Source organism: uncultured Massilia sp., from assembly GCF_913773735.1.
In the GTDB taxonomy this organism is placed as follows: Bacteria; Pseudomonadota; Gammaproteobacteria; order Burkholderiales; family Burkholderiaceae_D; genus Telluria.
Genome location: NZ_CAJYEB010000022.1, coordinates 73949 through 99144, shown reverse-complemented (window position 1 = coordinate 99144; position 25196 = coordinate 73949). Strand labels below are relative to the sequence as shown.

19 protein-coding genes are annotated in these 25196 nt (G+C 71.4%); 9 read left to right on the top strand and 10 right to left on the bottom strand.

What is annotated here, in order from left to right; translation table 11 throughout:
• Window positions 1–1488, top strand: coding sequence for a cell wall metabolism sensor histidine kinase WalK (locus tag QZ749_RS09190; protein ID WP_296945704.1), 1488 nt, complete (start codon window positions 1–3; stop codon window positions 1486–1488).
• 160 nt (window positions 1489–1648) lie between these two features.
• On the opposite strand, the gene QZ749_RS09185 is transcribed toward QZ749_RS09190, so the two are convergent.
• The 7 genes from QZ749_RS09185 to QZ749_RS09155 form a co-directional block, all read right to left on the bottom strand.
• Complete coding sequence (locus tag QZ749_RS09185) at window positions 1649–4069, bottom strand: DNA internalization-related competence protein ComEC/Rec2 (protein WP_296945703.1); 2421 nt, start codon at window positions 4067–4069, stop codon at window positions 1649–1651.
• A gap of 7 nt (window positions 4070–4076) precedes the next feature.
• On the bottom strand, window positions 4077–5684 hold the full coding sequence (locus QZ749_RS09180; RefSeq protein WP_296945702.1) for a T6SS immunity protein Tli4 family protein: 1608 nt from the start codon (window positions 5682–5684) through the stop codon (window positions 4077–4079).
• A 268-nt stretch (window positions 5685–5952) separates the two neighbouring features.
• Complete coding sequence (locus QZ749_RS09175) at window positions 5953–7623, bottom strand: triacylglycerol lipase (protein ID WP_296945701.1); 1671 nt, start codon at window positions 7621–7623, stop codon at window positions 5953–5955.
• A gap of 51 nt (window positions 7624–7674) precedes the next feature.
• On the bottom strand, window positions 7675–10629 hold the full coding sequence (locus tag QZ749_RS09170) for a type VI secretion system Vgr family protein (protein WP_296945699.1): 2955 nt from the start codon (window positions 10627–10629) through the stop codon (window positions 7675–7677).
• Window positions 10630–10809: 180 nt separating this feature from the next.
• Window positions 10810–11610 carry a TatD family hydrolase gene (locus QZ749_RS09165; RefSeq protein WP_296945697.1) on the bottom strand — a complete coding sequence of 267 codons (801 nt, stop codon included), beginning with the start codon at window positions 11608–11610 and terminating at the stop codon, window positions 10810–10812.
• Between the two features lie 11 nt (window positions 11611–11621).
• On the bottom strand, window positions 11622–12371 hold the full coding sequence (gene lolD / locus QZ749_RS09160) for a lipoprotein-releasing ABC transporter ATP-binding protein LolD (RefSeq protein ID WP_296945695.1): 750 nt from the start codon (window positions 12369–12371) through the stop codon (window positions 11622–11624).
• Window positions 12364–13629: a lipoprotein-releasing ABC transporter permease subunit gene (locus QZ749_RS09155; RefSeq protein WP_296945694.1), complete on the bottom strand. Its 1266-nt coding sequence runs from the start codon at window positions 13627–13629 to the stop codon at window positions 12364–12366. Before QZ749_RS09155 ends, lolD begins: the two co-directional genes overlap by 8 nt.
• Before the next feature lie 148 nt (window positions 13630–13777).
• On the opposite strand from QZ749_RS09155, the gene QZ749_RS09150 reads away from it, so the two are divergent.
• The 5 genes from QZ749_RS09150 (at window position 13778) to QZ749_RS09130 (ending at window position 18106) form a co-directional block, all read left to right on the top strand.
• Window positions 13778–14854 carry a hypothetical protein gene (locus QZ749_RS09150; protein ID WP_296945693.1) on the top strand — a complete coding sequence of 359 codons (1077 nt, stop codon included), beginning with the start codon at window positions 13778–13780 and terminating at the stop codon, window positions 14852–14854.
• Window positions 14855–14898: 44 nt separating this feature from the next.
• Window positions 14899–16548, top strand: coding sequence for a single-stranded-DNA-specific exonuclease RecJ (gene recJ, locus QZ749_RS09145; RefSeq protein WP_296945921.1), 1650 nt, complete (start codon window positions 14899–14901; stop codon window positions 16546–16548).
• A 91-nt stretch (window positions 16549–16639) separates the two neighbouring features.
• A complete protein-coding gene (locus QZ749_RS09140; protein ID WP_296945692.1) occupies window positions 16640–17077 on the top strand; it encodes an antitoxin Xre/MbcA/ParS toxin-binding domain-containing protein in 438 nt (145 codons plus the stop codon).
• Window positions 17078–17761 carry an RES family NAD+ phosphorylase gene (locus QZ749_RS09135; protein ID WP_296945689.1) on the top strand — a complete coding sequence of 228 codons (684 nt, stop codon included), beginning with the start codon at window positions 17078–17080 and terminating at the stop codon, window positions 17759–17761.
• Between the two features lie 24 nt (window positions 17762–17785).
• Window positions 17786–18106 carry a DUF2288 domain-containing protein gene (locus tag QZ749_RS09130; protein ID WP_373896809.1) on the top strand — a complete coding sequence of 107 codons (321 nt, stop codon included), beginning with the start codon at window positions 17786–17788 and terminating at the stop codon, window positions 18104–18106.
• Window positions 18107–18134: 28 nt separating this feature from the next.
• Here QZ749_RS09130 and QZ749_RS09125 read toward each other — a convergent pair whose 3' ends face one another.
• Window positions 18135–19715 carry a methyl-accepting chemotaxis protein gene (locus tag QZ749_RS09125; protein WP_296945687.1) on the bottom strand — a complete coding sequence of 527 codons (1581 nt, stop codon included), beginning with the start codon at window positions 19713–19715 and terminating at the stop codon, window positions 18135–18137.
• 270 nt (window positions 19716–19985) lie between these two features.
• Here QZ749_RS09125 and QZ749_RS09120 point away from each other — a divergent pair, with 270 nt between their 5' ends.
• Entirely contained in the window at window positions 19986–20729 is a 744-nt protein-coding gene (locus QZ749_RS09120) for a GAF domain-containing protein (RefSeq protein ID WP_296945685.1), read from the top strand.
• Window positions 20730–20739: 10 nt separating this feature from the next.
• Here the strand turns inward: QZ749_RS09120 and QZ749_RS09115 are convergent, their stop codons facing one another.
• Together QZ749_RS09115 and QZ749_RS09110 are read right to left on the bottom strand one after the other, a co-directional pair.
• Window positions 20740–21177, bottom strand: coding sequence for a hypothetical protein (locus QZ749_RS09115; RefSeq protein ID WP_296945684.1), 438 nt, complete (start codon window positions 21175–21177; stop codon window positions 20740–20742).
• A complete protein-coding gene (locus QZ749_RS09110; protein ID WP_296945682.1) occupies window positions 21174–23216 on the bottom strand; it encodes a bifunctional 2',3'-cyclic-nucleotide 2'-phosphodiesterase/3'-nucleotidase in 2043 nt (680 codons plus the stop codon). The genes QZ749_RS09115 and QZ749_RS09110 overlap by 4 nt, the downstream gene beginning before the upstream one ends.
• Before the next feature lie 168 nt (window positions 23217–23384).
• On the opposite strand from QZ749_RS09110, the gene prfB reads away from it, so the two are divergent.
• A protein-coding gene (prfB, locus tag QZ749_RS09105; protein ID WP_296945680.1) for a peptide chain release factor 2 occupies window positions 23385–24489 on the top strand; the annotation gives its coding sequence in 2 pieces (ribosomal slippage) (window positions 23385–23465 and window positions 23467–24489; 1104 coding nt in all).
• Between the two features lie 28 nt (window positions 24490–24517).
• Window positions 24518–25186 (top strand): HAD family phosphatase, encoded by a 669-nt coding sequence (locus tag QZ749_RS09100; protein WP_296945678.1) that lies wholly within the window; start codon window positions 24518–24520, stop codon window positions 25184–25186.
• Window positions 25187–25196: the final 10 nt, after the last annotated feature.

Here is a 25196-nt window from a genome sequence, read left to right as displayed (position 1 = left end):
ATGGGCCGGCTGTTCTGGAAGTTCTTCCTGTCGATCCTGCTCGCCCAGGTGGCGGCGACGATCGGCATCGGCGGCACGCTGTGGCTGCGCGACCAGGCGCGCCAGCGCGCCAGCGAACCGACGCTCGACGCCAGTCCGCCCGCGACCATCATGATGGACGCCGCCCGCGCCACGCTCAGGCACGGCGGCGTCGACGCGCTGCGCGAACTGGTCGGCACCAGCCGCCGCATGCGCCTGTACGTCCTCGACGAACAGGGCCACGAACTGCTGGACCGCACCGTGCCGGCCAAGCTGCGCGAGGAAGTCGAGCGCAGCCTCGCCGGCGCCGGGCCGTCCCAGGCGGTCGCGCACCTCGCCGGCCCGGACGGCCGCCGCTACGTCGCCTTCGCGTCGCGCGCGCCGCGCCTGCCCGGGCCGCCGCCGGGCATGGGCATGGGCGGCCCGGGTCCCGGACCCTTCGCCGGACCCTTCGCCGGCCCCGGCGGCCCTCCCGGCCCGGCGGTGGGCGGCGGTCCGCGCCGGGCGCCGGGCTGGTTCGGCATGCCGCCGGAACTGGGCCACCACGTCGGCCGCTGGCTGCCGATCGTCGCCGCCACGCTGGCCAGCCTGCTGTTCGCGGCGCTGCTGGCCTGGTACTTCTCGCGCCCCATCCGCGCGCTGCGCAACGCCTTCGAGGCCGCCGCCGCCGGCGACCTGGCGCCGAAATTCGCCGCCGGCAGGCCGCGCCTGATCGGCGACGAACTGGCCGAACTCGGGCAGGACTTCGACCGCATGAGCGCCCAGCTGCGCAGCCTGATGGAGGGCCAGCGTCGCCTGCTGCACGACGTCTCGCACGAGCTGCGCTCGCCGCTGGCGCGCCTGCAGGCCGCCATCGGCCTGGCGCACCAGCAGCCCGAGCGGATCCAGCCCAGCCTGGAGCGCATCGAGCGCGAGAGCGTGCGCATGGACCGCCTGGTCGGCGAGCTGCTGACGCTGTCCCGCCTGGACGCCGGCGCGAGTCCGCCCGCGTTCGAACCGGTCGACCTCGTCGAAATGGTCGACCAGGTCGCCGAGGACGCGCGCTTCGAGGCCGGCGCCCGCGTGGCGGTCGATGCCCCGACGCCGGTGACGGTACGCGGCGCGCCCGACCTGCTGTGGAGCGCCGTCGAGAACATCGTGCGCAACGCCGTCAAGCACGGCGGCGCGGACGGCCAGGTCGACGTGGTCGTCCATCCGGACGGCGGCCAGGTGCACGTCGAGGTGCTCGACCGCGGCCCCGGCATCGCCGAGGCGCACCTGGGCGACGTGTTCGAACCGTTCTTCCGCTCGAACCCGACCCGCAACAACGTCGACGGCCACGGCCTGGGCCTGGCCATCGCCCGGCGCGTGGTCGAGACCCACGGCGGGCGCATCGCGGCGGCGAACCGCGACGGCGGCGGCCTGCGCGTGACGATCACGCTGCCGCTGGCCGGCCAGGACGCGCCCGTGCGCAGCGCGCGCGCCGCCTGAGCGGCCGCGCCGCACGACCGTCATCGGCGCGCCGACCCGCCCGGCGGCGGGCGCGCTTGCTCGGCGGGCGCGGTCGGCGCACTCGGTCGGCGCACCCGGCAGACTCGCTCAACCGGCTCGCTCAACCGGCGCGCCCGGCCGGCGCACGCACCCGGCGCGTTCAGCGGCCATGCCAGTAGCGCGGCGCGTCGTGGCGCCACGACCGCACCACGATGCCGCCGTCCGGCGCGGCGCCCGCCTCGATGCGCAGCGCGCCCGCCTCGTCGGTGCGCCAGCGCGCGATGCCCAGCGCGCCGTAGCGCGCGTAGACCTCCGCCTTCGGATGGCGGTAGCGGTTGCGGTAGCCCACCTGGAAGATGCCGATCGACGGCCGCACCGCCTGCAGGAAGGCCGGGGTCGACGAGGTGCCGCTGCCGTGGTGCGGCGCCAGCAGCACGTCGGCGCGCAGCGCGGCGCCCGCCGCCAGCAGGCGCGCTTCCTGGGCCGCCTCGATGTCGCCGGCCAGCAGCATCGCGCGCCGGCCGTTCGACACGCGCAGCACGCAGCTCAGCGCATTGGCCTTGCCCGGGCCCGCGGCGCCGGCGTAGGCGTCCGGCGCCGGATGCAGCATCTCGAAGCGGATGCCGTCCCACGCCCAGCGCTGGCCGGCGGCGCAGCGCAGGTGGCGCCGCGCCGCGCGCGCGACCGGATGCGCGTCCGCCAGCGAGGACGCCACCCAGGCGCTGTCGATCTCGCCCAGCACGGCCAGCGCACCGCCGGCATGGTCGGTGTCGGCGTGGCTGACGACGACGCCGTCCAGCGCCGCGATGCCGCGCATGCGCAGGTAAGGCAGGATCACGCGGCTGCCGGCGTCGGCGCCGGGCGCATAGGCCGGGCCGGTGTCGTACAGCAGGCGGTGGCCGGGCGTCTCGACCAGCAGCGCCATGCCCTGGCCGACGTCGAAGGCCGTCACCCGGAACGTCCCCGGCGCCGGACGGTCCGGCAGCGCCGCCAGCAGCGGCAGCCAGGCCAGCGCGCCGGTCCAGCGCAGCGGCCAGCCGCGCGGCATCAGCAGCCAGGCGGTGCCGCCCAGCGCCAGCAGGAAGGCCCAGGCCGGCGGCGCGGGCGCGCGCCAGACCGCCACCGGCAGCGCCGCCAGCTCGTCCAGCGCCCACGCCAGCAGGGCCACGCAGGCGTGCGCCAGCTGCAGCATCCAGCCGCACAGCGGCGCCGGGGCCATGCTGCCGGCCAGCGCCAGCGGCGTCACCACGAAGCTGACCAGCGGGATCGCGAAGGCATTCGCCAGCGGCGCCACCAGCGACACCTGGCCGAACAGCAGCATCGTCAGCGGCACCAGGCCCAGCGTCACGGCCCACTGCGTGCGTCCGGCCGCCAGCAGCGCGGCGCGCAGCGGCTGGCGGCCGGGCACGCGCATCGCGATGCGTCCGTGGCCGGCGAACAGGATCGCCGCCACCGCGCCGAACGACAGCCAGAAGCCGGGCCACAGCACCGCCCACGGGTCGCGCAGGACGACGAGGAACAGCGCCGTGCACAACACGTGCGTGACGGCGCTCAGGCGCCCGAGCCACAGCGCCAGCGCGACGACCGCCAGCATGTACAGCGTGCGCTGCGCCGGCACGCCGAAGCCGGCCAGCAGCACGTACAGCAGCGCCACGGCGGCGCCGGCCAGCGCCGCCACCTTGTGCGCGGGCAGCAGCAACGGTAGCTGCGCGTCGGTAAAGAAGGAACGGCGCCACAGCGCCGACGCGCCCATGGCCGCCAGCGCGGCGATCATCGTGATGTGCAGGCCCGAGATCGACACCAGGTGGCCGATGCCGGTGCGGTTGAACACCTGCCAGTCCGCCTGGTCGATGCCGCGCTGGTCGCCGATCACCAGCGCCACGATCACGCCGGCGTAGTCCCGTCCATCCAGCGCCGCCAGGATGCGCGCGCGCAGCAGCGCGCGGCAGCGCTCGACCACGGCCGGCGCGCTGGCCACGAAGGCATCGAGCAGGCGGTTCGGGCCACGGGTGCGGACGTGGCCGGTGGCGCGCACGCCCTGCCCCAGCAGCCAGGCCTCGTAGTCGAAGCCGCCCGGGTTGGCGTTGCCGTGCGGCCGCTGCAGGCGCACCGCGAGGCGCCAGCGCTGGCCGGGCAGCAGCGCCGGTGGCGCCGCGGCGCCGTCGCGGCCGGCGTACCAGGACAGCGCGACGAGCGGCGGCACCCGCGCATCGGCCGCCAGGCTCGTCTCGACGGCGAAGTGGAAGCGCACGCCGCCGTCGAAGCGGTACGGCAGGCTGGCGACGGTGCCGACGACGTCGAGGTCGCGGCCCTCGTCCTTCCGGTCCAATTGGGGCGCTAGCGCGGCATGCGCGAGGATGGCGGCCCAGGCATAGCCGAGCGCCAGCCCGGCCAGGGCGGCGCTGGCGACGCGCACGAGGCCCCGAGCGTCGCCGTGGCGGAGGCGCGCGGCGCCGCGCCCGGCGAGCGCCATCGCCACGCACCAGGGCAGCGCGAGCGCGAGCAGCCAGGCCGGCGGCAGGGTTGCGGCGTGCTGGAGCCAGAATGCGCCGGCGACGAAGCCGAGGATTGCCGTGCGCATCGGTGGATCATGCCGGTGTCGTCGGCCCGGCTGGCGTCGGGTCCGCATCGTCCTGCGCTTGCCTCGACGGCAAGGTCACGGTGTCGGCGGCGGCCAGGCGCATCAAGCGCCATGCGCTGCGCCGCTGGATCACATCCGGTCCGGCCGCGCCGCCAAACAGGCCGCGCGGCACGAGGAACGTCGCCGCCGGCAGCAGGCTGCCGCGCGGGAACCAGCGCGCACCGTCGAGGGCATGCGCTTCCTCGCAGCGCCACCAGCCGCTCGCCGGGCAGGCCTCGCCCGTGCGGTTGCAGTCGCCGACGGCGGCCGCGCGGCCGCGTCCGGCCTCCTCGTCCGGCACGCCCCCGCCCGGCACCGCAGGCGCCAGCGCGACGACTGCTGGCGTACGCGGCCGCTGGCGCTTGTCGACCAGCTTCCAGATGCTCGGCTGCGCCGGTTCGATACTCGGCTGAATGCCGCGCAATTTCTGCCACACCGTCGGCCGCGGCAGCAACAACGCCTGCGGCAGCGGCTCGCCCTTGCGGACGTACTGGACCGCGCCGCCCTGTACGTCGAGGCCCGGGCCGCCATCGTTGCAGCGCCACCATCCCGAATGGGGACAGGGCTCGCCCGCCCGCGCGGTGGTGCCCAGTGCGGGCGACGGCGGTTCCGGCTCGGAGGGAGGGACGGACGGCGGGCCGGACGGCCGCACACGGATGCTGGAAGAGATCCTGTCCCATAACGCGAGTACGGCATCTTCGTGCAGGCTGGTGTCGACCGGCTTGCCGCCGGACCGCGGGCTCATCCCGCCCTGCAGTTCGAGGGAGAGGAAGGGTTTCACGGGGTCGCCCGCCACCCCCTGCGTCTCCCACATGAACGCGTACGTCGTGGCGAAGTTCAGCTCACGCATCCGCTCGAGCACTTCGTCGCCGGGCAGGCCGTTGATGCTGCGCTTTCCGATCCGCAACTTGGTCACGCGCAGCAATTCGTCCGCGCTGGCGTCGGCATCGATGTCGGCGATGCGCTGCAGGAGATCCGGGGTCGTGCCGCCGCCGGGCATGCTGGCGAACGTCAGGGCCACGTCGGGATGCGCCGGCAGGCCGACATGCAGGGCGACGTGTTCGGCCTTGCTGACCGGCAGCGGCTCGACGAAGATCGCCCGCCAGATGCAAAAGCCGGCGTCGGGCGGGATCTCGTCCGCGGCGCGCAGGCGCAGGCGCGCCATCATGGCTTCCCCCAGCCGCGCCCGGTCTTCGTCGCCATACTTCGCGGACAGGGAAAAGCTGAGGCCACCGATGTGGCCGTGCACCTCCACCGAGACGTACTCATCGTCGATGCGCTGGTCGCCCTTCATCGTGTAGCCGCGATTCAAGCCGTACATGAAGGTACGTCCGGTCATCCCCGCAATGCGCAGGTCGCGCGCCTCGACCATGCCGCCCGTGCCGTCGGTGGCAGGGCCGCGGGCGCCGATATCGGATTCGCGCGCCGCGATACGTTGCCTGAACGCGGCTTCGTTTTCCTCGACGGTGTCGATCTCGAATCCGGCCACGCGCTCGTGGGACAACCGGATGTCTGCGTTGGCCGGCACGTCGACGAGGAAGCGTCCGACGCATACTGTCTTCATGTTTTCCGTCATGTTCGCCACCTCAGATCTGTCCCGTATGCTGCGGAACTGGCCGGCGGCCCAGGTTGCCGCACAAGCCAGGGCTGCCAGGAGAACGACGCGTTCCCGCCACCTTATCTTCCTGGTCCGCGTCATGGCTGGCGCATCCGGCTACGGGACGGGATGGCTGCCCATGGGGCCAGCGATGCGTCGTCGTCCGACGGTGACCCGACTGGCCCGCCTGCGGCGAGCGCACCCGCGACCAGCAGCAGGCTGCGTCGCCCTGCGTCGCGCGCGCGCTTCATGGCAGCTTCTGGACGATCTTGGCGACGAGATGCTGGATCAACAGCAGCACGGCTTCCTGGTTGAAGGCGCCCTGGTGGTCGATTCCGCGCATCTCGAAAAGCTGCTTGACCCGTGGCCGTGGACCGGCACCCGATTGATGCGGTACGGTGCCGTCGCCCGCCGCATCCTGCCCTGCCGGCACCAGTTGCAGATTGGTGCGCCCTTCGACCCGCACCCGCCGGCCACCCGCGGCCGCATAGCCGAGCCAGGATGCCGCCTTCAGGTTCGCCTCGGTGAATACGGTCCCGTCACCCGGGTCGCGGCCGATCCAGTGCACGCTTGCGAAAGCCATTTGCCCGGGATCGGCGCCGTAGAAGGCATACGTGTTCGGGTGATAGTAAGTATCGAGCGTCCGGCAATGGAACCGTTCCGCGCTGGCGATCGCCGTCCGGACGACCCTTCGCACCTCGGGCTCCCCCATCAGGTACTTGCCGGCGGGGTCCGCCATGCGCGGATCGACGAGGCGGTACCAGGAGTCCATGTCGCGATACAGGTCGTAGGGATTCCCGGCGGGGAGCTGCACGACGTGCCGTCGTACGTCCTTGTTGTTGACGCGGCTGACCGTGTGCACGTGCAACCATGGACGGGGATACAGGTGGTTGGGGAGGAGTTCCAGTGCTCCCGGAGAGGTCGCCATCACCGCCATCGTCGCCTCCGGACGTTCGCCAAGGATGTCGGCGATGCACTCGGCCTCCTTGTTGGCCAGTGCGCCATTGCTCGGACTCGACGTCTCCGTGCCGCAGGCGATTCGACGGTAGCAGACGGGAGCCCCCAACGCTGGCATCACGCCGTGGACAATGCCCAGAATCCGCTCGGGGATCTCCTTGGCACAGGCGCGTGCGACGAGACCGCCCATGGAATGCGTGACCAGCAGCACGTGGTCGCACGTGCGCTTGCGCTCGCGCCAGAACGCGATGATGCGTTCGATCCGCGTGCGCAGGCGGACGGCCGATGCGCCGCAGGACTCGAGCCAGTTGTACCCGCAGGCGTACACGGGATAATGGAAGGCGGCGTGCCGTTCCAGTTCCTGCTCGGTAAGCCGCTCGATCGTTCTCACGCCCCAGCGCGCGGGGTCGCATGCGATGACATCTTTCCAGTGGCGGCAGAGCACGCGCACGTTGTCGAGCGGGTCCATGTCGAAGGTATGGTTCAAGCCCACATGCAGGCCGTACAGCAGGTTGCCGTACGAATCCCAGTGCACTTCGCCCCACCAGCGCTCGCGCACTTCCGATTCCGACATGCCATACGTGCGCGCCTCCAGGGGCAGGTGGATATCGCCGCGGTCGTCGACTTCCAGCGTGGCCGGATCGAGGATCTGTTGCCTGAGCGCCGGGGCACGGGCCTTCCAGACACGCGCCGCGTACAGCCCTTCGAATGTCCCGTTCGGCGCCCGCCAGGCCTCGGCGCCAGGGTCCAGTACCCGGCTCGCCCGCTTGCTCGGACTCGTGGCCGCCCGCAGATTGCTTCCCATGATGCCCGGCACGACGATCACCGGCACCACCTTCGACGGCGGCAGCGTGAACTTGCCGCGGGTGGTGAAGGCGGTCGGGGTCAGCACCGTGCGGCCGCTCCAGCTGCCGTCGGGTTGCGGGATCAGGTTGGGCAAGGGACGGGTCGGATCTGCCATGCGCGTCGCTCCGGTCTCGTGGTCGTGGTCGTGGTCGTGGTCGGCGCCGGTTCAGGGCGCCGGCGCGTCGTCGTCGGGAAGGAATTCCATGCCGACCTGGCCGATCATGTCACCGGTCAGCAGGGAGGTGCGGCCCTGGGCGTCGGTGCGCCCGGTCACGACGCGCCCGTCCTCCAGCGTGGCCCGGTAGCGCTGGTTGGGCACCGGCAGGCCGGTCTGCTGGTGCGCCAGCACCACGTATTCGTCGGTGTGCAGGTGCGATACCGGCAGGTCGACGCCGGCCGGCGCCGCGCCGCCCGGCCCCAGCTGCACGAACTCGGCCGCCTTGTGCACCTGCCTGCCGCTGCTTTGCTGCGTGATGACCCCGTTGGCCCAGTCGGTCTGGGCACCCGGCGCGTTCACCCGCACCATCGGGGCGTCGAATTCGATGCGCTCGGCCGCGATCAGGCTGATGCGGCCGGCCGACCGGATCTGGATATTGCCCAGGTGCGCGTGGATCACGATGTCGCCGCGCGCCGCCGTCAGTTTCAGCCCCAGCGCATGGGCGAACATGCTGACGCCGCGCGCCGCGCGCAGGAACAGGTTGCCGCCGGCGCTGACCTCGGCCGCGCCGGCGCTGACCACGTCGACCTTGCTGGCCGCGCCCAGCGCCAGGTTGTCGCTGCTGGCCACGATGATCCCGGCGGGCGCCGTGGCGGCCAGCACCGGTTCGCCACCGCCGGCCTGGCCTTCCGCCACGTTGCTGCCCGCGTGCCAGCGCCGCAGGCGCTCGACCAGCGCGGCCAGGCGCGTGCCCGCCGGCTCGGCCGCGGCGCTTGCCGCCGCGGCGCCGGCCGCCGGAGCGCCGGCCGCCGGTGCGCCGGCCTTCGGCTCCCCCGCATGCGCGTCGGCCAGCTTGCCGACCTCGTCGAGGATGCCCTGCATGAGCTCGGCCAGGCCCAGCAGGCCGGCGCGGTCCAGCTGGCCGCCCTCGGCGCGCGGGCTCGGCTCGGCGCTGAGCAGCACGCCCTGGGCGCCGCGCACCGCCACGGCGCCGTCGCTGCGCAGTTCCGCCCCTTCCCCGCGCGGCGCGCCGGTCCCGCCGCTGCGCGGCCGCGCCAGCCAGCCCAGGTTGAGTTCGGACGTGCCATGGTCGCTGGCGAGCTGGGCGCTGATCTCGCCGGGCGTGTCGTCGAAGCGCAGCTGGCTGCCGCGTCCGCCCTTGATCTCGCGCGAGCGGCTGCCGGACAGGTAGCGGTTGCCCGGCAGCTCGCCGGCGCCGGCGAAGGCCGGCGGCTTGGCGCGGCCGTTGTAGAGCTGGGCCAGGACGATCGGCCGGTCGGGATCGCCACCCAGGAAGGCCACCAGCACCTCGGTGCCGACGCGCGGCAGGCCCAGCGCGCCGGACTGGTGGCGGCTGCCGGCGCCGTTGCCGGCCCAGTTGGATGCGACACGCACCCAGGCCGAATCGGATGCCGAACCGGACGCGCCGGCGCCGTGCGCGTGGCCATGGTCGTGCGCGCGCATGCCGGGGAAGCGGATCTTGACCCGGCCCAGCTCGTCGCAATGCACTTCCTCGCCCGGCGGGCCGACCACGAGCGCGCTTTGCAGCTGCGGATGGGGCAGGTCCGTGCGCGGATCGAACGCGGGCACGATCGGGATGCCGCGGCGCACGGCCGTGAAGCGGACCTGCACGCGCGCGCTGCCCTCCCCGGCCGGCGCCCCGGCGGCCGGCGCCCCGGCGGCCGGGATGGCCGCCGACGGTGCCGCCGGCCAGGCCGGCAGCGCGCGCAGCAAGCCGCGCGCGCGCGCATCGAGGTCGCGCGGCAGGTTGTTGTCGGCCGCCACCTGCAGTTCGGTGATGACGAAGTCGCGCTCCGGCGCCGGGTGCCGGTCGATCTCGGGGTGGCCGTCCAGCGTGAAATACTCGCCGGCGCGGAAGTCGCGCACGTTGCCCTCGCCATGGAAGCACTTCGATTCGAGCGCATGGCGCTGCATGCGCACCTGGCCCAGGCGCCAGTGGTCCTCGGCGTCGTTGCCGGCATGGGGCATCTCGACCAGGTAGTCGTCGAGGGTGGCGGCCACCTGGTTGCCGGCCGTGCCCTGGTCGGCGGCGCCGCGCGCGCCGGCCGTCGTGAACTGGGCGCCGTCGGGATGCTTGTAGTCCCAGCTGTGGCGGGTGACGGCGCCCGGCTGCAGGCGCCGCGCGCCGGTCCAGGACGAGATGGTGTCGCGCCCGGCCGCGACGCTGTCGCGGTGGTAGCGCACGGTCCCCGCGGCATTGCGCGGCAGGCCGTTCGGGTCGTTGAACAGCACCAGCGTGTGCGCCGGCGTGCGGTCGTGCGCCGGGTCGACGGCGCTGGCGCGGCTGCGGCCCGGCCGGAAGGTCCAGGCGATGCCGCGCCGGCGCAGCAGGCGGCGCACGAACGCGGCGTCGGACTCGTTGTACTGCATCGTCTGTTCGCGCGGCGGGAACTGGCGCATGTCGAACAGCGGGTCGAGTTCGAGTTCGAAGGCGGCCGCCAGCAGCGCGTTGGCGTGGCGCCACTCGTCGCACAGCACCTGCACGATCTCGAGTTCGTTCTGGTAGCGGAACACGCGGCTGTTGGTGCGCTTTTCCATGACGGCGAAGACGTCGCGCAGCACCAGTTCGTAGGCCGTGAGGCCGCCGTCGGAATCGCCGGCGCGCGCCTCGGTGACGAGGCCGCAGACGCTGCGCAGCTGGCCGCGGTCGGTGACCAGGCGCAGCTCGGCCGGCAGCGCGATGAATTCCTTGAGCGGCAGCGCCGGGCTGGCCGCCAGGCAGGCGATCCGGTAGTCGATGCCGCCGCAGACGGCCTCGCTGCCCTGCACGCGCTGCGGCAGCAGGATGTCGTCGGCCGGCGCGGCGCCGTGCGCGAGACGCAGGCGCAGCGGCCGATGGGCCGTGCTCAGGACATGTTCGTGCTGCAGCACCCGCAGCAGGTCGCCGGCGCCCTGCGCGCCATGCAGGCCATCCACACTATCCACGCCATGCACGCTATCCACGCTCTCTCCTCACCGTTGACCGCGACGCGGCACGAGTGGGGATTTTTCCATGCTTTCGCACGGGCGGGCTTGGGGTCCGTCATGGCGTTCGCCGGGCGGTTCGGGCGAACTTCGGCGTGGCCGGATGGTCGTGCACCGCCGGACGGGCGCGCGGCGCCCGGGCGCCGCATGCGGGCCGGGTCAGTCCACCAGGGCAGCCAGGCGCGGCAGCGCCGCCAGCGCGCTGGCGCGGCACGCGGCGCGCACGACGTCCTCGGGCACGCCGCGCAGGTCGGCCAGCGCGCGGCCGATCGCCGGCAATTGCTCCGGGCTGTTGCGGCCCGGATGGATCCAGCTCGGCGCGATGTCCGGCGCATCGGTTTCCAGCACGATCGCGTCGAGCGGCAGCGCGGCCGCCAGGCGCCGGATCTGCAGCGCGCGGGTAAAGGTCATGGCGCCGCCGAAGCCGAGCCGGAACCCCTGGTCGATGAAGTGCTGCGCCTGCTGGAAGCTGCCGTTGAAGGCATGGGCGATGCCGCCCGCCGGGCGTACCTGGCGCACGTGCTTCAGCACCTGGTCCTGCGAGCGCCGCACGTGGGTCAGCACCGGCAGGCCGAAGTCGCGCGCGATGCGTAGCTGTTCACGGAAGAACCGCTCCTGCTTGGCGCGCATGTCCGGCTCGCACAGCATCGGGAGGAAGAAATCCAGGCCGACCTCGCCGATGGCGACGAAGTTCGGGTCGTCCAGCGCCAGCGCGACCTGCGCGCGCAGGGCCTCGAGGTCGTCGTCGGTGGCCTGGGGCACGTAGATCGGGTGGATGCCGAGCGCATAGCTGGCGTTCGGCGCCTGCGCGGCCAAGTCGCGCACGACGTCGAAATTGGCGCGCGCGACGGCCGGGATCACGATCATCCCGACCCCGAGCTCCCCGGCGCGGCCCGCCACGTCGAGCGATTCGGCGCCGAATTCGTGGGCGTCGAGGTGGCAGTGGGTATCGATCCACATGACGCTTGCCCTTACAGCATGTCCTTGATGGACGGCACCGCCTGTTCCGGCTGCAGCCCGTTCTCGGTCAGGCGCAGCACGCGGTCGCAGCGGCGCGCCAGTTCCGGGTCGTGGGTGACGATGACGAAGGCGGTGCCCAGCGTCTTCGACAGTTCCAGCATCAGGTCGAAGATGCCCTGCGCCGTGGCGTGGTCGAGGTTCCCGGTCGGCTCGTCGGCCAGCACGCAGGCCGGCTCGGTCACCAGCGCGCGCGCCAGGGCCACGCGCTGGCGCTCGCCGCCGGACAGCTCGCCCGGGCGGTGGATGGCGCGCTTGGTCAGGCCCACGCGCGCCAGCATGGCCTCGGCGCGGCGCCTGGCCTCGGCGCGCCCGGTGCGGCGGATCAGCAGCGGCATGGCGACGTTGTCGAGGGCCGAGAATTCCGGCAGCAGGTGGTGGAACTGGTAGACGAAGCCCAGCGAGGTGTTGCGCAGTTCGCCGCGCCGGGTCTCCGACAGCGCCGCGAAATCCTCGCCCAGCAGCGCCACGGCGCCGGCGGACGGGGTGTCGAGGCCGCCCAGGATGTGCAGCAGCGTCGACTTGCCGGAGCCGGATGCGCCGATGATCGCCACGCGCTCGCCGCGGCCGATCGCGAAGTCGACCTTGTCGAGCACCTGCACGGCATAGTCGCCCTGGCGGAAGGTCTTGCCGACGCCGCGGCAGGCCAGCACCGGTGCGCCGGCGGCGACGGTCTGGACGGGTTCGATGACAGGATTATTCATAACGCAGGGCCTCCGCCGGTTTGACGCGCGACGCCGCGAAGCTCGGGTAGATCGTCGCGACGAATGCCAGCAGCACCGAGACGCCGCCGATCTTGTATACGTCCGGCCAGCGCATGTCCGAGGGGATCGCGCTGATCAGATAGATGTCCCTGGACAGGAACTGCACGCCCAGCAGGTGTTCGATGAAGGGCACGATGACGTCGATGTTGAGCGCCACCAGCACGCCGAACGCCACGCCCAGCGCGGTGCCCATGATGCCGACCAGCGCGCCCTGGACCATGAAGATCTTCATGATCGAGCGCGGCGACGCGCCCAGCGTGCGCAGGATCGCGATGTCGGCCTGCTTGTCGGTGACGGTCATGACCAAGGTGGACACGAGGTTGAACGCGGCCACCGCGATGATCAGGGTCAGGATGATGAACATCATGCGCTTCTCGGTCTTGACGGCGGCGAACCAGTTGGCGTTCAGCTTCGACCAGTCGCGCACGACCAGGTCGCCCGGCATCGACGCCTTCAGCTGGCGCGCCACCTCGGGCGCCTGCTGCATGTCGGCGATGCGCAGGCGCAGGCCCGAGGGCGCGGCCAGGCGCTCCATCTTCTGGGCGTCGACGATGTCGATGAAGGCCATGGCGGAATCGAATTCGTAGTGGCCGGCCTCGAAGATGCCGGAGACGGTGAACACGCGCGAGCGCGGCACCATGCCGGCCGGGGTCATCGTGCCCTGGGCCAGCAGCATGTTGACCTTGTCGCCGATGCCCACGCCCAGCGAGCGCGCCAGCGCGTAACCCATCACGATGTTGAACGCGCCGGGGCGCAGGCTGTCCAGGCTGCCCTGGCGCACCTGCCGGGCCACGTCGGACACGGCCTGCTCGCTGGACGGCAGGATGCCGCGGATGACGGCCGGCTTCATCGTGTCGTCGCGCACCAGCAGGCCCTGGGTCTCGACGAAGGGCGCGGCGCCGCGCACGGCCGGGTTCTTGAACGCCTCCTTCTCGGCCTGTTGCCAGTTGGGCATGGCGCCGCGCGCGTCGAAGATCTCGATGTGGGCGAGCACGGACAGCATGCGGTCCGTCACTTCCTTCTGGAAGCCGTTCATCACCGACAGCACGACGATGAGCGCCGCCACCCCGAGCGCGATGCCGGACACCGAGATCAGGGAAATGAAGGAAATAAAACTGTTGCGGCTGCTGCGCTTGCCGGCACGCGTATAGCGCAAGCCGACCAGCCATTCGTACGGCAAGTGATGGACGATGCTCATGGACTCCACGGGTTGTCTCGCTGGTGCCGCAGTTTGCCACACAAAGCTCATCCGTGTGGGGGCTTGTCACAATTGGAAGGAATTTTTCTTGGATGAAGCGTTCCGGCGCCCGCCTACTGCGCCTCCGGCATTTCGCCTACAATACGGCATGGCCCAACTTTCGCTCGTCCTGCCGTTCGCCCTTCCCGCTCCCGAATTCGCGCCCGACCTGGCCCGCGCCCTGCAGGCGCCGGCCCTGGCCGCGCTGTTGTCGAAGTCCTCGGGCCGGGCCCGCCACGCCCTCGACGGCGCCGCCCGCGCCCTGCCGCACGAGCTGTGGATCGCCCGCGCGCTGGGCCTGGCGCACGGGCCGCATGCGCTGGCGCCGGGCGTGGCGGCGCGCGCCATGCGCGGCTACGGCCTCGACCCCGGCGACGGCACCTGGTTCGTGGTCAACCCGGCCCACATCCAGATCGCCCGCTCGCACCTGCAGATGGGCGACGTGCGCCAGCTCGACCTGCGCGAGGACGAGGGCCGCGCCCTGTTCGACGCCGCCCTGCCGTGCTTCGAGGAAGCCGGCCACGCGCTGCGCTACGGCGACGCCGCCACCTGGTTCATGCGCGCCGACGGCTGGGACGAGATCCGCACGTCCAGCCCGGACGCGGCGGTGGGCATGAACCTGACCGACTGGATGCCCTCCGGCCCGCCCGCGCGCGCCTTCCGCAAGCTGCAGAACGAAGTGCAGGTGACCTGGTACACGCATCCGGCCAACGCGGCGCGCGAGGCGCGCGGCCAGGCGCCGGTGAACGCCGTCTGGCCCTGGGGCGAGGCGAGCATCGCCACCGAGCACGCCACCCGCCTGATCGCCAACGCCGGCGCGCGCACCCTGCAGGTCCCGCGCCTGGCCACCTGGTCCGTGCCCGGCTGGCTGGGCGCGCTGGCCGAGCGCCGCCTGGACGGCCTGGACGGCGCGCTCGATGCCGTGTCCGGCCTGGGCAACGACGTCCTGCTGGCCTGCGGCAACGTCGCCGCGCCGGCCATCGCCGCCGACTGGGACGGCTGGCTGCGCGAGATGCAGCGGCTCGACACCGCGCTGTTCGCGCCGCTGCTGGCGGCCGTGCGCGCCGGCCGCGTCAACCGCCTGCGCCTGGTGCTGACGCACCGCGACGGCCACCTGGAAACCACCACCACCCCGATGGCCCAGCGCCAGTTCTGGCGCCGTCCGACCCTGGAATCACTGACTTGAAGACCCGCATCGCCATCCGTCCCTGCCCGGTGCGCACCGCCGACATGCTGCGCCAGGGCGGGATCCATCCCGTGCTCGCCCGCGTCTATGCCGCGCGCGGCCTGAGCGACCCGCGCGAGCTCGCCAGCGAGCTGCAGGCCCTGCTGCCGCCGGCCGGCCTGCACTGCATCGACGGCGCCGCCGCCTACCTGGCCGACGCCATCGCCGCCGGCCGGAAGATGACCATCGTCGCCGACTACGACTGCGACGGCGCCACCGCCTGCGCGGTCGCCCTGCGCGGCCTGCGCGCGATGGGCGCGACGGTCGACTACATCGTGCCGAACCGCTTCGAGTACGGCTACGGCCTGACGCCCGAGATCGTCGCGCTGACCGCGCGCACCACCGCCCCGGACATCATCATCACGGTCGACAACGGCATCGCCAGCATCGACGGCGTGGCGGCGGCCAAGGCGCGCGGCATCGACGTGGTCGTCACCGACCACCACCTGCCCGGCGACGCGCTGCCGGACGCGCGCGTGATCGTCAACCCGAACCAGCCCGGCTGCGGCTTCCCCAGCAAGCACCTGGCCGGCGTCGGCGTCGTGTTCTACGTGCTGCTGGCGCTGCGCGCCGAACTGCGCCGGCGCGGCGTGTTCGACGCCACGACCCAGCCCAAGCTCGACAACCTGCTCGACCTGGTGGCGCTGGGCACGGTGGCCGACGTGGTCAAGCTCGACACCAACAACCGCATCCTGGTGGCCCAGGGCCTCAAGCGCATGCGTGCCGGGCGCATGCACGCCGGCGTGGCCGCGCTGTTCCGCGTCGCCGGCCGCGAGGCGCGCACGGCCTCGCCGTTCGACCTCGGCTTCGCGCTCGGCCCGCGCCTGAACGCGGCCGGCCGGCTGGAAGACATGGCGCTCGGGATCGAATGCCTCACCACCGACGACGAGGGCCGCGCCTGGGCCATCGCCCAGGAACTGAACGACATCAACCTGAAGCGCCGCGAGATCGAGGCCGACATGCAGGGCACGGCGCTGCTGCACCTGGACGACTTCAATCCGGCGGACGCCAGCACCATCGCCGTGTTCGACGACGGCTGGCACCAGGGCGTGATCGGCATCGTCGCCTCGCGCCTGAAGGAAAAGTTCTACCGCCCGACGATCACGTTCGCGCCCGCCGGCGACGGCTGGATCAAGGGGTCGGGCCGCTCGATCCCGGGCTTTCACCTGCGCGACGCGCTCGACCTCGTGTCCAAGCGCGTGCCGGGCCTGATCGACAAGTTCGGCGGCCACGCGATGGCGGCCGGCCTGTCGATCCGCGCCGAGCACTTCGACACCTTCACCCAGGCCTTCGAGGCGGTGGGCCGCGCGTGGCTGAGCGCGGCGCAGCTGGAACGGGTGGTCGAGACCGACGGCCCGCTCGAGGACGACTTCTATTCGACCCAGTTCATCGAGCTGCTGGACGGCCAGGTCTGGGGCCAGGGTTTCGCGCCGCCGGTGTTCTGCGACGAATTCCGCGTGGTCAGTCAGCGCATCCTGAAGGACAAGCACCTCAAGCTCCTGCTGGAACGCAACGGCCGGCGCTACGACGCGATCTGGTTCGGCCATACCGACGCGCTGGGCGACAAGGCGCGCGTGGCGTTCCGGCTCGATGCCAACGAGTACAACGGCGTCACCAAGGTCCAGTTGCTGGTAGAACACGCCGAACCGGCCTGACGCCGGCAGCGGCGGCGGCGGGCGGCGGCGGGATCGCCGCTTGCACCGCATCCGGAATCGGAGTATAAAAATACCGAAACCGGAGAATGCGATGAGTCTTGCCTATGCCTACCCCAAGAGCCGGTTCGAACCGGCGACCCTGGTCGACCTGAACGCGCGCGCCGAGCGCGAGCGCCTGTCGAAGTCCGCCCTGCTCGGCTTCTTCCGCCTGGCCGCCGCCTGGCGCGTGCGCGACGACGATGCGCGCGAGCTGCTCGGCGGGTTGTCCTCGTCGGCGTTCTACGACTGGAAGAAGCACCCGGAGCGGGTGCTCGAGGTCGACCGCATCACGCGCATCTCCTACCTGCTGGGCATCTACAAGGCGCTGCACATCCTGTACGGCGACGCGCTGGCCGACGAGTGGGTGCACCTGCCGAACACGAATGCCGTGTTCCAGGGGCGCACGCCGCTGGCCTACATGCTGGCGGGCGGCCTGCTGGCCATGCAGACGGTGCGCCGGCTGCTCGACGCGCGCCGCGGGGGGCTGTGAATGAAGACGGTTCCGCGCCTGACCCCGCTGCGCCGCTTCGATACCTGCCGCCTGATCCCGTCGCGCTTCGCCGACCTCGAAGATTCCGTGCTGGCCCCGCTGGCCGCGGACGACGCCGTGCTGCGCGACCTGTTCGACCTCGACAACGCCACCAACGACCGCCTGCGCGGCGAATCCGGGCAGCTGCCCGGCATCGGCATGGACGAGCTGGTGTTCGGCGTTCCCAACTTCCGCATCGTGAACGCCGCCTTCACCTATGCGCGGCCGGAGGGCAGCCGCTTCAACGACGGCGAGCGCGGCGCCTGGTACTGCGCGTTCGCGCCGGAGACGGCGCTGGCCGAAGTGTGCTTCCACAAGGCCGTCGAATACCAGGAGATCGGCCGGTTCGACGACAGCGTCGACTACCAGTCGCTGCTGGCCGACTTCAGCGCCACCTTCCACGACCTGCGCGGCAGCGCCGCCTGGCGCGACTGCCTCGACCCGGGCAGCTACGTGGCCTCGCAGCGGCTGGCGGCGGCGCTGCTGGACGCCGGCTCGATGGGCATCGTCTACCCGAGCGTGCGCCACCCCGGGGGCACCAACCTGGCGTGCTTCCGGCCGGCGCTGGTCGGGAATGTCCGCAAGGGCGCCGCGTATCGGTTAACATGGGCGGGTTCGCCGATTCCCCAGGTCGAACCCATCTGAATTGACACGAGCATGACCGATACCCTGAACACCGATCCGCTGAAGGACAGCGAACTGCACGACAAGATCAACCGCGAGACGGCGCTCATCGCCTGGTCCGAACTGGAACGCCACTTCGCCCACGGGGTCGTGGTCTGGGTCAGCGAGGAACTCGACCTGGTCGAGGTGGCGCTGCGCGTCGCCCACGACGACAAGGCCAGCATCGCCCGCTGGATGGCCGAGGGCCGCCTGGCCAAGGTCAGCGACGTCCAGGCGCAGACCTGGCAGGCCAGCGACGCCCTGCTGTGGGCATCGGTGGTCAGCCCGTTCGTGCTGGTGCAGCCGGAGAAGAACCGCCTGCATTGAACGGTCGGCGGCGCCGGTGCGCCGGCCGCTACGCCGCCAGCGCGCGGCGCGCCGGCAGCGCCAGCGTCCGCAGCGGCGGCTGCGCGCGCGGCGGCGCCGCTTCCAGCTGGAACGTGCCGACCAGCCCCGCCAGCTGGTCAGCCTGGTCGCGCAGCGATTGCGCGGCGGCGGCGGCTTCCTCGACCAGCGCCGCGTTCTTCACCGTCATCTCGTCGAGCCTGGCGATGGCGCCGTCGACGCGTTCGATGTCCGCGTCCTGGGCGCGGGTGGTGTCGGCGATCTCGTTCATGATGGCGCTGGCGCGGCCGATGCGCTCGACCACCGTGCGCATAGTCGCGCCGGCCTGGCCCACCAGCGCCGTGCCGGCGCCGACCTTGCTCACCGAATCCTCGATCAGCGCCTTGATTTCCTTGGCGGCCCCCGCCGAGCGGTGCGCCAGGCTGCGCACTTCGGCCGCGACCACGGCGAAGCCGCGGCCCTGCTCGCCCGCGCGCGCCGCCTCCACGGCCGCATTCAGCGCCAGGATATTGGTCTGGAACGCGATGCCGTCGATCACGTCGATGATGTCGACGATCCGGGTCGACGCCTCGTGGATCAGCGTCATGGTGGCCACCACGTCGTCGACCGCGCCGCCGCCGTCGCGCGAGGCCGCCGACGCATCCTCGGCCAGCCGGCTCGCCTCGATCACGTGGCCGGCATTGCTGCGCACCGACGCCAGCAGCTGCGTCATCGCGCCGGCCACGCGCGCCAGCTCGGCCGCCTGGCCGTCGGTGCGCTGCGACAGTTCCATGTTGCCGGACGCGATCTCCGCCGACGCCGACGCGATCGCATCGGTGCTGCTGCGCACCTGGCCGACGATGCCCGACAGGCTGTCGCGCATCTCGCGCATCGCCGCCAGCAGGCTGGACGGCGCGGCGCGGCGCACGTCGACGCAGTGCTGCAGCTCGCCGCGCGCGATGGCCTGGGCGACGCCGACGGCGTAGGCGGGCTCGCCGCCCAGCTGCCCCAGCAGGTGGCGCACGATGGCCACGCCCACGGCCGCGGCCAGCAGCACGCACAGCGCGGCCAGGCCGGCGATGGTGTAGCGTGCCGCCGACGCGGTGGCTTCGGCGGCGGCGCTGGCGCTGGTGCTGTCGGCCTGCAGGGCCTTGAGCAGCACATCGATGTCGCCGACGATGCGCCGCCGCAGCGGCGAGCAATCGTTCACCAGGAAGGCGCCGTATCCATCCATGTCGCCGGCGGCGCGGTAGGCGCGCGGCCGGCGCAGTTCGATCGCCATCGCATCCAGTCCCTCCCTGACCTGGCGGTAGCGGGCATCGCCGCCGAGCACCGGATCGAGCCGCGCGAGGCCGGCGCGGTAGGCCTCGACGTGGCGGTCGACCAGCGCCAGTTCGCGCAGCGCCGCTGCCTCGTCCTTGAAGATGTAGGCATTGCGCGCCGCGATGCCGGTCTGGTCGAGCGCCTCGCGCACGTCGTACAGCGGCTCCAGCTGGGTGGCGCGCTGATGCTCGGCAGCGCCGAGCGCCGCCTCGATCGCGTCGACCCGGGTGATGGAAAACACGGCCAACCCGAGCGTTACCGCGACCAGCAACGCGAAAGCGATGGTCAATTTTGTCGCAATACCTGCTTTTTCTACCTGTTTGCTCACTTTTTTTCTCTATTCTTCTCGAAAAGGTATCGGGAATTCCCCGGAACTGACATTATTGATGGTGATTCTGGCATAAATATTTCCTTGGGGCAGCACGATTGAACAAGAGGACATGTCAGTTGAAGAATCGACCACATGGCACGGCGCGCGCGGCCGCGGTGCCGGGCGCGCAATAGTTGGTGAGAATGTTGGTGCCGGAATCCGGTATACTCCCGGAATGCGAGGATGTTTATGTTGAGCAACTTAAAAGAAGACGACCCGATCCTGACCACGAGCGAAGTCGCGCGCCTGCTCGGCGTGGCGACCAGCACCGTGCAGATCTGGATGGAAAGCGGCGCGATCGAATCCTGGAAGACCCCGGGTGGACATCGACGGACCCGCCTGAGCCTGGTGCAAGGGCTGATGCATGGCGACGACCACGGCCGCAATACGCCGAATCCGAGCACGGACAAGGAATACCAGCCGGTCGCCTTGCCGAACTACCCGGTACTGTCGAGCGAACGGGCACGCCTGGCCGCGCTCGCCGCCTCCGGCCTGGTCGACACCGACGAGGAGGCGCGCTTCGACCGCGTGGTGCGCCTGGCGGCGATGGTGACCGGTTCGCCGATCGCCCTGGTGTCGCTGCTGACGTCCACGCGCCAGTGGTTCAAGGCGCGCGTGGGCCTGGCGGCGCGCGAGACGCCGCGCGACTGGGCGTTCTGCTCGCACACCATCCTGAAGAACGAGCTGTTCGTCATCGAGGACGCGCTGGAAGACGAGCGCTTCCGCAACAATCCCCTGGTGCTGCAGGAACCGCACATCCGCTTCTACGCCGGCGTGCCGCTGCGCGACAAGGCCGGCCAGCCGCTGGGCAGCCTGTGCGTGATCGACCGCGAGCCGCGCAAGCTGCGCGCGGCCGAGGTGCAGGGCCTGATCGACCTGGCCGACATCGCCGCGTCCGAGATCCAGGCCGGTAGCAAGCCGACCCGCCACTGACCCCTGCCGGTCAATACCCCGGCCCGCGGCGCTCGTGCGCCCGGTGCTCCAGCGCATGCGCCGCCGCCCGCAGCAGGTCGGCCTGGCGGCGCGAGTCGGGTTCGCGCATGGCCTGCTCCTGCAAGGCTTCCGGATAGTCCAGCTCCGCCGCCCGCATGATCCACATGCGCGCGGCCGCCTCGTCGCGCGCCCCGCCCTCGCCCGCCGCCAGCATCTGCGCCAGCGTGAACATGGCGGCCGGCACGCCGGCGCGCGCCGCCGCGTCCAGCGCCCGGCGCGCCGCCGCCGCATCGGCCGGCATCCCGAGGCCGTTGCGCAGTTGCAGGCCGCGCAGGTACGACGCCACGCCGGCCGGCGCGGCCGTGTCGTGTGCGCCCGCCCACCCGGCGGCCGGCGCCACGGCCATCGCCGCAGCCGTGGCCACGACCACGAGCGCGCCGCGCCTCATCGCGACAGGTCGATCGCGTACAGGGCGAATCCCTTGCCCAGGCCGTCGTCGGCGCGCAGCTCGGCCACGTTGTCCAGGCCCGCCTCGCGCGCCAGCGCCAGCTTGCCGGGCGCCGAATGGAAGACCACCGGACCGGCCGTGCGCACCGGCGTGAAGCGCCAGCTGCGCTGGGCGCCGTCGGCCGCGCGGCCGAGTTCCTTGCGCGCGCGGATGTAGTTGATCAGCACGTCGCGGCTGGCGTCGGGCGACGCCAGCACCGTGCGGCTGCCGTCCAGGCCGGGGAAATTGCCGCCGCCGCTGGCGCGGTAGTTGTTGGTGGCGACCAGGAATGCCTGGTCGTCCGCGACCGGCGCGCCGCGCAGCGTCAGCTTGCGGATGCGCCGGCCCGGCGGCTGCGTGACGTCGATCTCGTAGCGCAGTTCGGGTGCCGTGACGGTATCGAAGTTGAAGGCCGCGAAGCCGGTATTGACCAGTTCCTGCGGCGCCGTGCTGGCCGGATCGATCGTGTTGAAGCGCATCGCCGCCTTTTCCAGCCAGGCCTTGAGGCCGGCGCCGTCGACCTTCACGGCGTACAGCGCGTTCGGGTACAGGTACAGGTCGGCCGCGTTGTTCAGCGCCAGGCTGCCCGGCGCCACGTCGGTGTAGTCGGCCGGGCCGGCGAAGCCGCTCTTGAACGGCGCCGTCACCGACAGCACCGGCAGCGTCGCGTACTGCGGCAGGTTGGCCTTGACGTAGGCGCGCACGTAGTCGGCCTGGGCGGCGTTGACGACCTGCAGCGCCGAGACGTCGCCGACGTCGGCGAAATAGGTCGACATGCGGAAGGACGTGGTGCCGACCGGCGTCTTGACGTAGCGGATCGTGGCCTCGTGCTCGGCCTGCACCAGCCGGGCGATCGCCGGATCGGCCGCCACGTAGGACTTGTCGGCCTGCTGGGTGGCGCGCGTCTCGACCGTGCTCGCGCCCTGGTCCACCAGCCAGCGCCTGCCGTCGTGGCGCAGCGCCAGCTTGACGACGCCCAAGTTCTTGCCCCACAGGTTGGCCATCACGGTGGGCACGCCGAACACGCGGCCCGCGACCTTGTCGACGTGCGGCAGGTTGAACTGCGCCACCGTGCTGGCCGGGTTCGGGAACAGCTGGTGCGAGTGGCCCAGCAGCATGGCGTCGATGCCCGGCACCTGCGCCAGGTGCCAGTTGCCGTTTTCCATCGTGGGCGAGTAGGGCGCGTCGTCCAGGCCGCCGTGCGAGATCGCGACCACGACGTCCGCCCCCTTCGCGCGCATCTCGGGGACGTAGCGCCTGGCTGTCTCGACCAGGCCCTCGGTATACACGCGGCCCTCCAGCCAGCGCTTGTCCCAGGACAGGATGGTCGGCGGCGTGAAGCCGATGATGCCGACCTTGACGGTGCCCTCGACCGGCTTGCCGTCGGCGCCGGTGGCGCGGATGCGCTTGTCGATGATGGCGTACGGCGCGAACAGCGGCTGCTTCGTCTTGACGCTGTAGACGTTGGCCAGCACCTGCGGGAAGCCGGGACCGGCGCAGCGTTTCGCGCCTTTGCCGCCGTGGTTGCCCTGGTTGCCCTTCACGCCGTCCTGGTCGAAGTTCTCGCCCGTGACCTGGCCGAGGAACTGCAGGCCGTAGTTGAAATCGTGGTTGCCGATGCCGGCGCCGTCGTAGCCCAGCCGCTGCATGACCTTGTAGATGCCCAGCAGCTCGCCGCAGGCGACCGGCTTGACCAGCGCCTGGTAGTCGCCCAGGGCGGTGCCCTGGATCGTGTCGCCGTTATCGAACAGCATGGTGTTGGCGAAATCCTTGCGCGCCCGGGCGATCAGCGTGGCGGTGCGGTCCAGGCCCAGCGCCGGGTCGTCGGCCAGCTTGAAGTAGTCGTAGCCGAGCACGTTCTGGTGGACGTCGGTCGTCTCCAGCAGGGCCAGGGTGGCGCTGGCGCCGGCCCGCGGCTGGTCGGCGGCCCGGGCGCCCTGGAGCGCGAGGACGGCGGGAAGCAGGGCAATGCAAAAACGATAAGGGGACATGGGCTTCATGGACTGGACCGGCGGGCGGAAGGTGGGAAACAGGGGCCGATCATAAGCGAGCAGCATGACCGCCGGCAAGGCGTACACGGCTGGCGCTCACCGTGGCATAGGGGATCGGCGCGCGTTCGCGTATAATCGAGGGTTCGATTCAATCAACCCGGAATGATCATTACGACCATGGAAGCTGAACGCATCAATGCCCTCTCCGCCCTGCTGAACGACCTGAGCAGCCGTGAAGCCGAACTTCGGAGGTATCTTTGACTTCGACAAGAAGTCGGAGAAACTAGAGCAGGTCAACCAGGAAATGGAAGACCCCGCGATCTGGAACGACCAGAAGCGGGCGCAGGACATGGGCCGCGAGAAGAAGGCCCTCGAAGGCGTCGTGCTGACGCTGGAAAAGGCGCGCGCGGACCTGGCCGACGCGTCCGACCTGTTCGAGATGGCGCGCGAAGAAGGCGATGACGCCACGATCGAGGCCGTCGAAGGCGACGCCGAGGAGATCAAGAAGGTCATCGAGGCGATGGAATTCCGCCGCATGTTCAGCAACCCGATGGACCACGCCAACTGCTTCATCGACATCCAGGCCGGCGCCGGCGGCACCGAAGCCCAGGACTGGGCCTCGATGCTGATGCGCCAGTACCTGCGCTATTGCGAGCGCAAGGGCTTCAAGGCCGAGGTCATGGAAATGTCCGAGGGCGAGGTCGCGGGCATCAAGACCGCCACCATCAAGGTCGAGGGCGAGTACGCCTACGGCCACCTGCGCACCGAGACCGGCGTGCACCGCCTGGTGCGCAAGTCGCCGTTCGACTCCGCCAACGGCCGCCACACCTCGTTCACGTCGCTGTTCGTGTACCCGGAGGTCGACGAATCGATCGAGATCGAGATCAACCCGGCGGACGTGCGCATCGACACCTACCGCGCCTCGGGCGCGGGCGGCCAGCACATCAACAAGACCGACTCCGCCGTGCGCCTGACGCACGCCCCGTCGGGCATCGTCGTGCAGTGCCAGAACGACCGCTCGCAGCACCGCAACAAGGCCGAGGCGTTCGACATGCTGCGCGCCAAGCTGTACGAACTGGAACTGCGCAAGCGCATGAGCGAGCAGCAGAAGCTGGAAGACTCCAAGACCGACGTCGGCTGGGGCCACCAGATCCGTTCCTACGTGCTGGACCAGTCGCGCATCAAGGACCTGCGTACCGGCTTCGAGACCGGCAACACCAAGAACGTGCTGGACGGCGACCTCGACGACTTCATCTCGGCGTCGCTGAAGCAGGGCGTTTGATCCCCACCCACCAAGGACGACCCGCACGATGAGCAGACCCGCGCGCGCATTCATCTTCGACATGGACGGCACCATCGTCGACAACATGGCCTGGCACACGAAGTCGTGGCTGGAATTCTTTGCGCGTCGCGGCCGGCTGTACGAGGCCGACGCGTTCTTCCGCGAGACCGCGGGCGCCCAGGGCCGCGAGATCCTGCGCGCGCGCCTCGGCCCCGAGGTGACGGACGCGGAGATCGCCGCGCTGGCGCTGGAAAAGGATGCGCTGTACCGCGAGATGTACGGCCCGCACCGCCGCACCATCGAGGGCCTCGACCAACTGGTCGCCCAGGCGCGCAGTCGCGGCGTGCAGCTGGCGGTGGCGACGTCCGCCCCGCCGCTGAACATCGCGTTCACGCTCGACGAGCTGGAACTGCGCGCCCGCTTCGACACCGTGGTGGGCGCGACCGACGTCGCCCGCGGCAAGCCGCATCCGGACGTGTTCCTGAAGGCGGCCGAACGGCTCGGCGTCGATCCCGCGGACTGCATCGTGTTCGAGGACGCGCCGCTGGGCGTGGAAGCGGCGCGCCGCGCGGGCATGCGCGCCGTCGTCATCACCACCACGCTGCCGGCCGCCGCGTTCGCGGAGTACGACAACGTCGTGCGCGTGGTCAACGACTATGCCGACCTGTCCGTTGATGCCCTGTGCGCCAGCATGTAATTACCAGAAC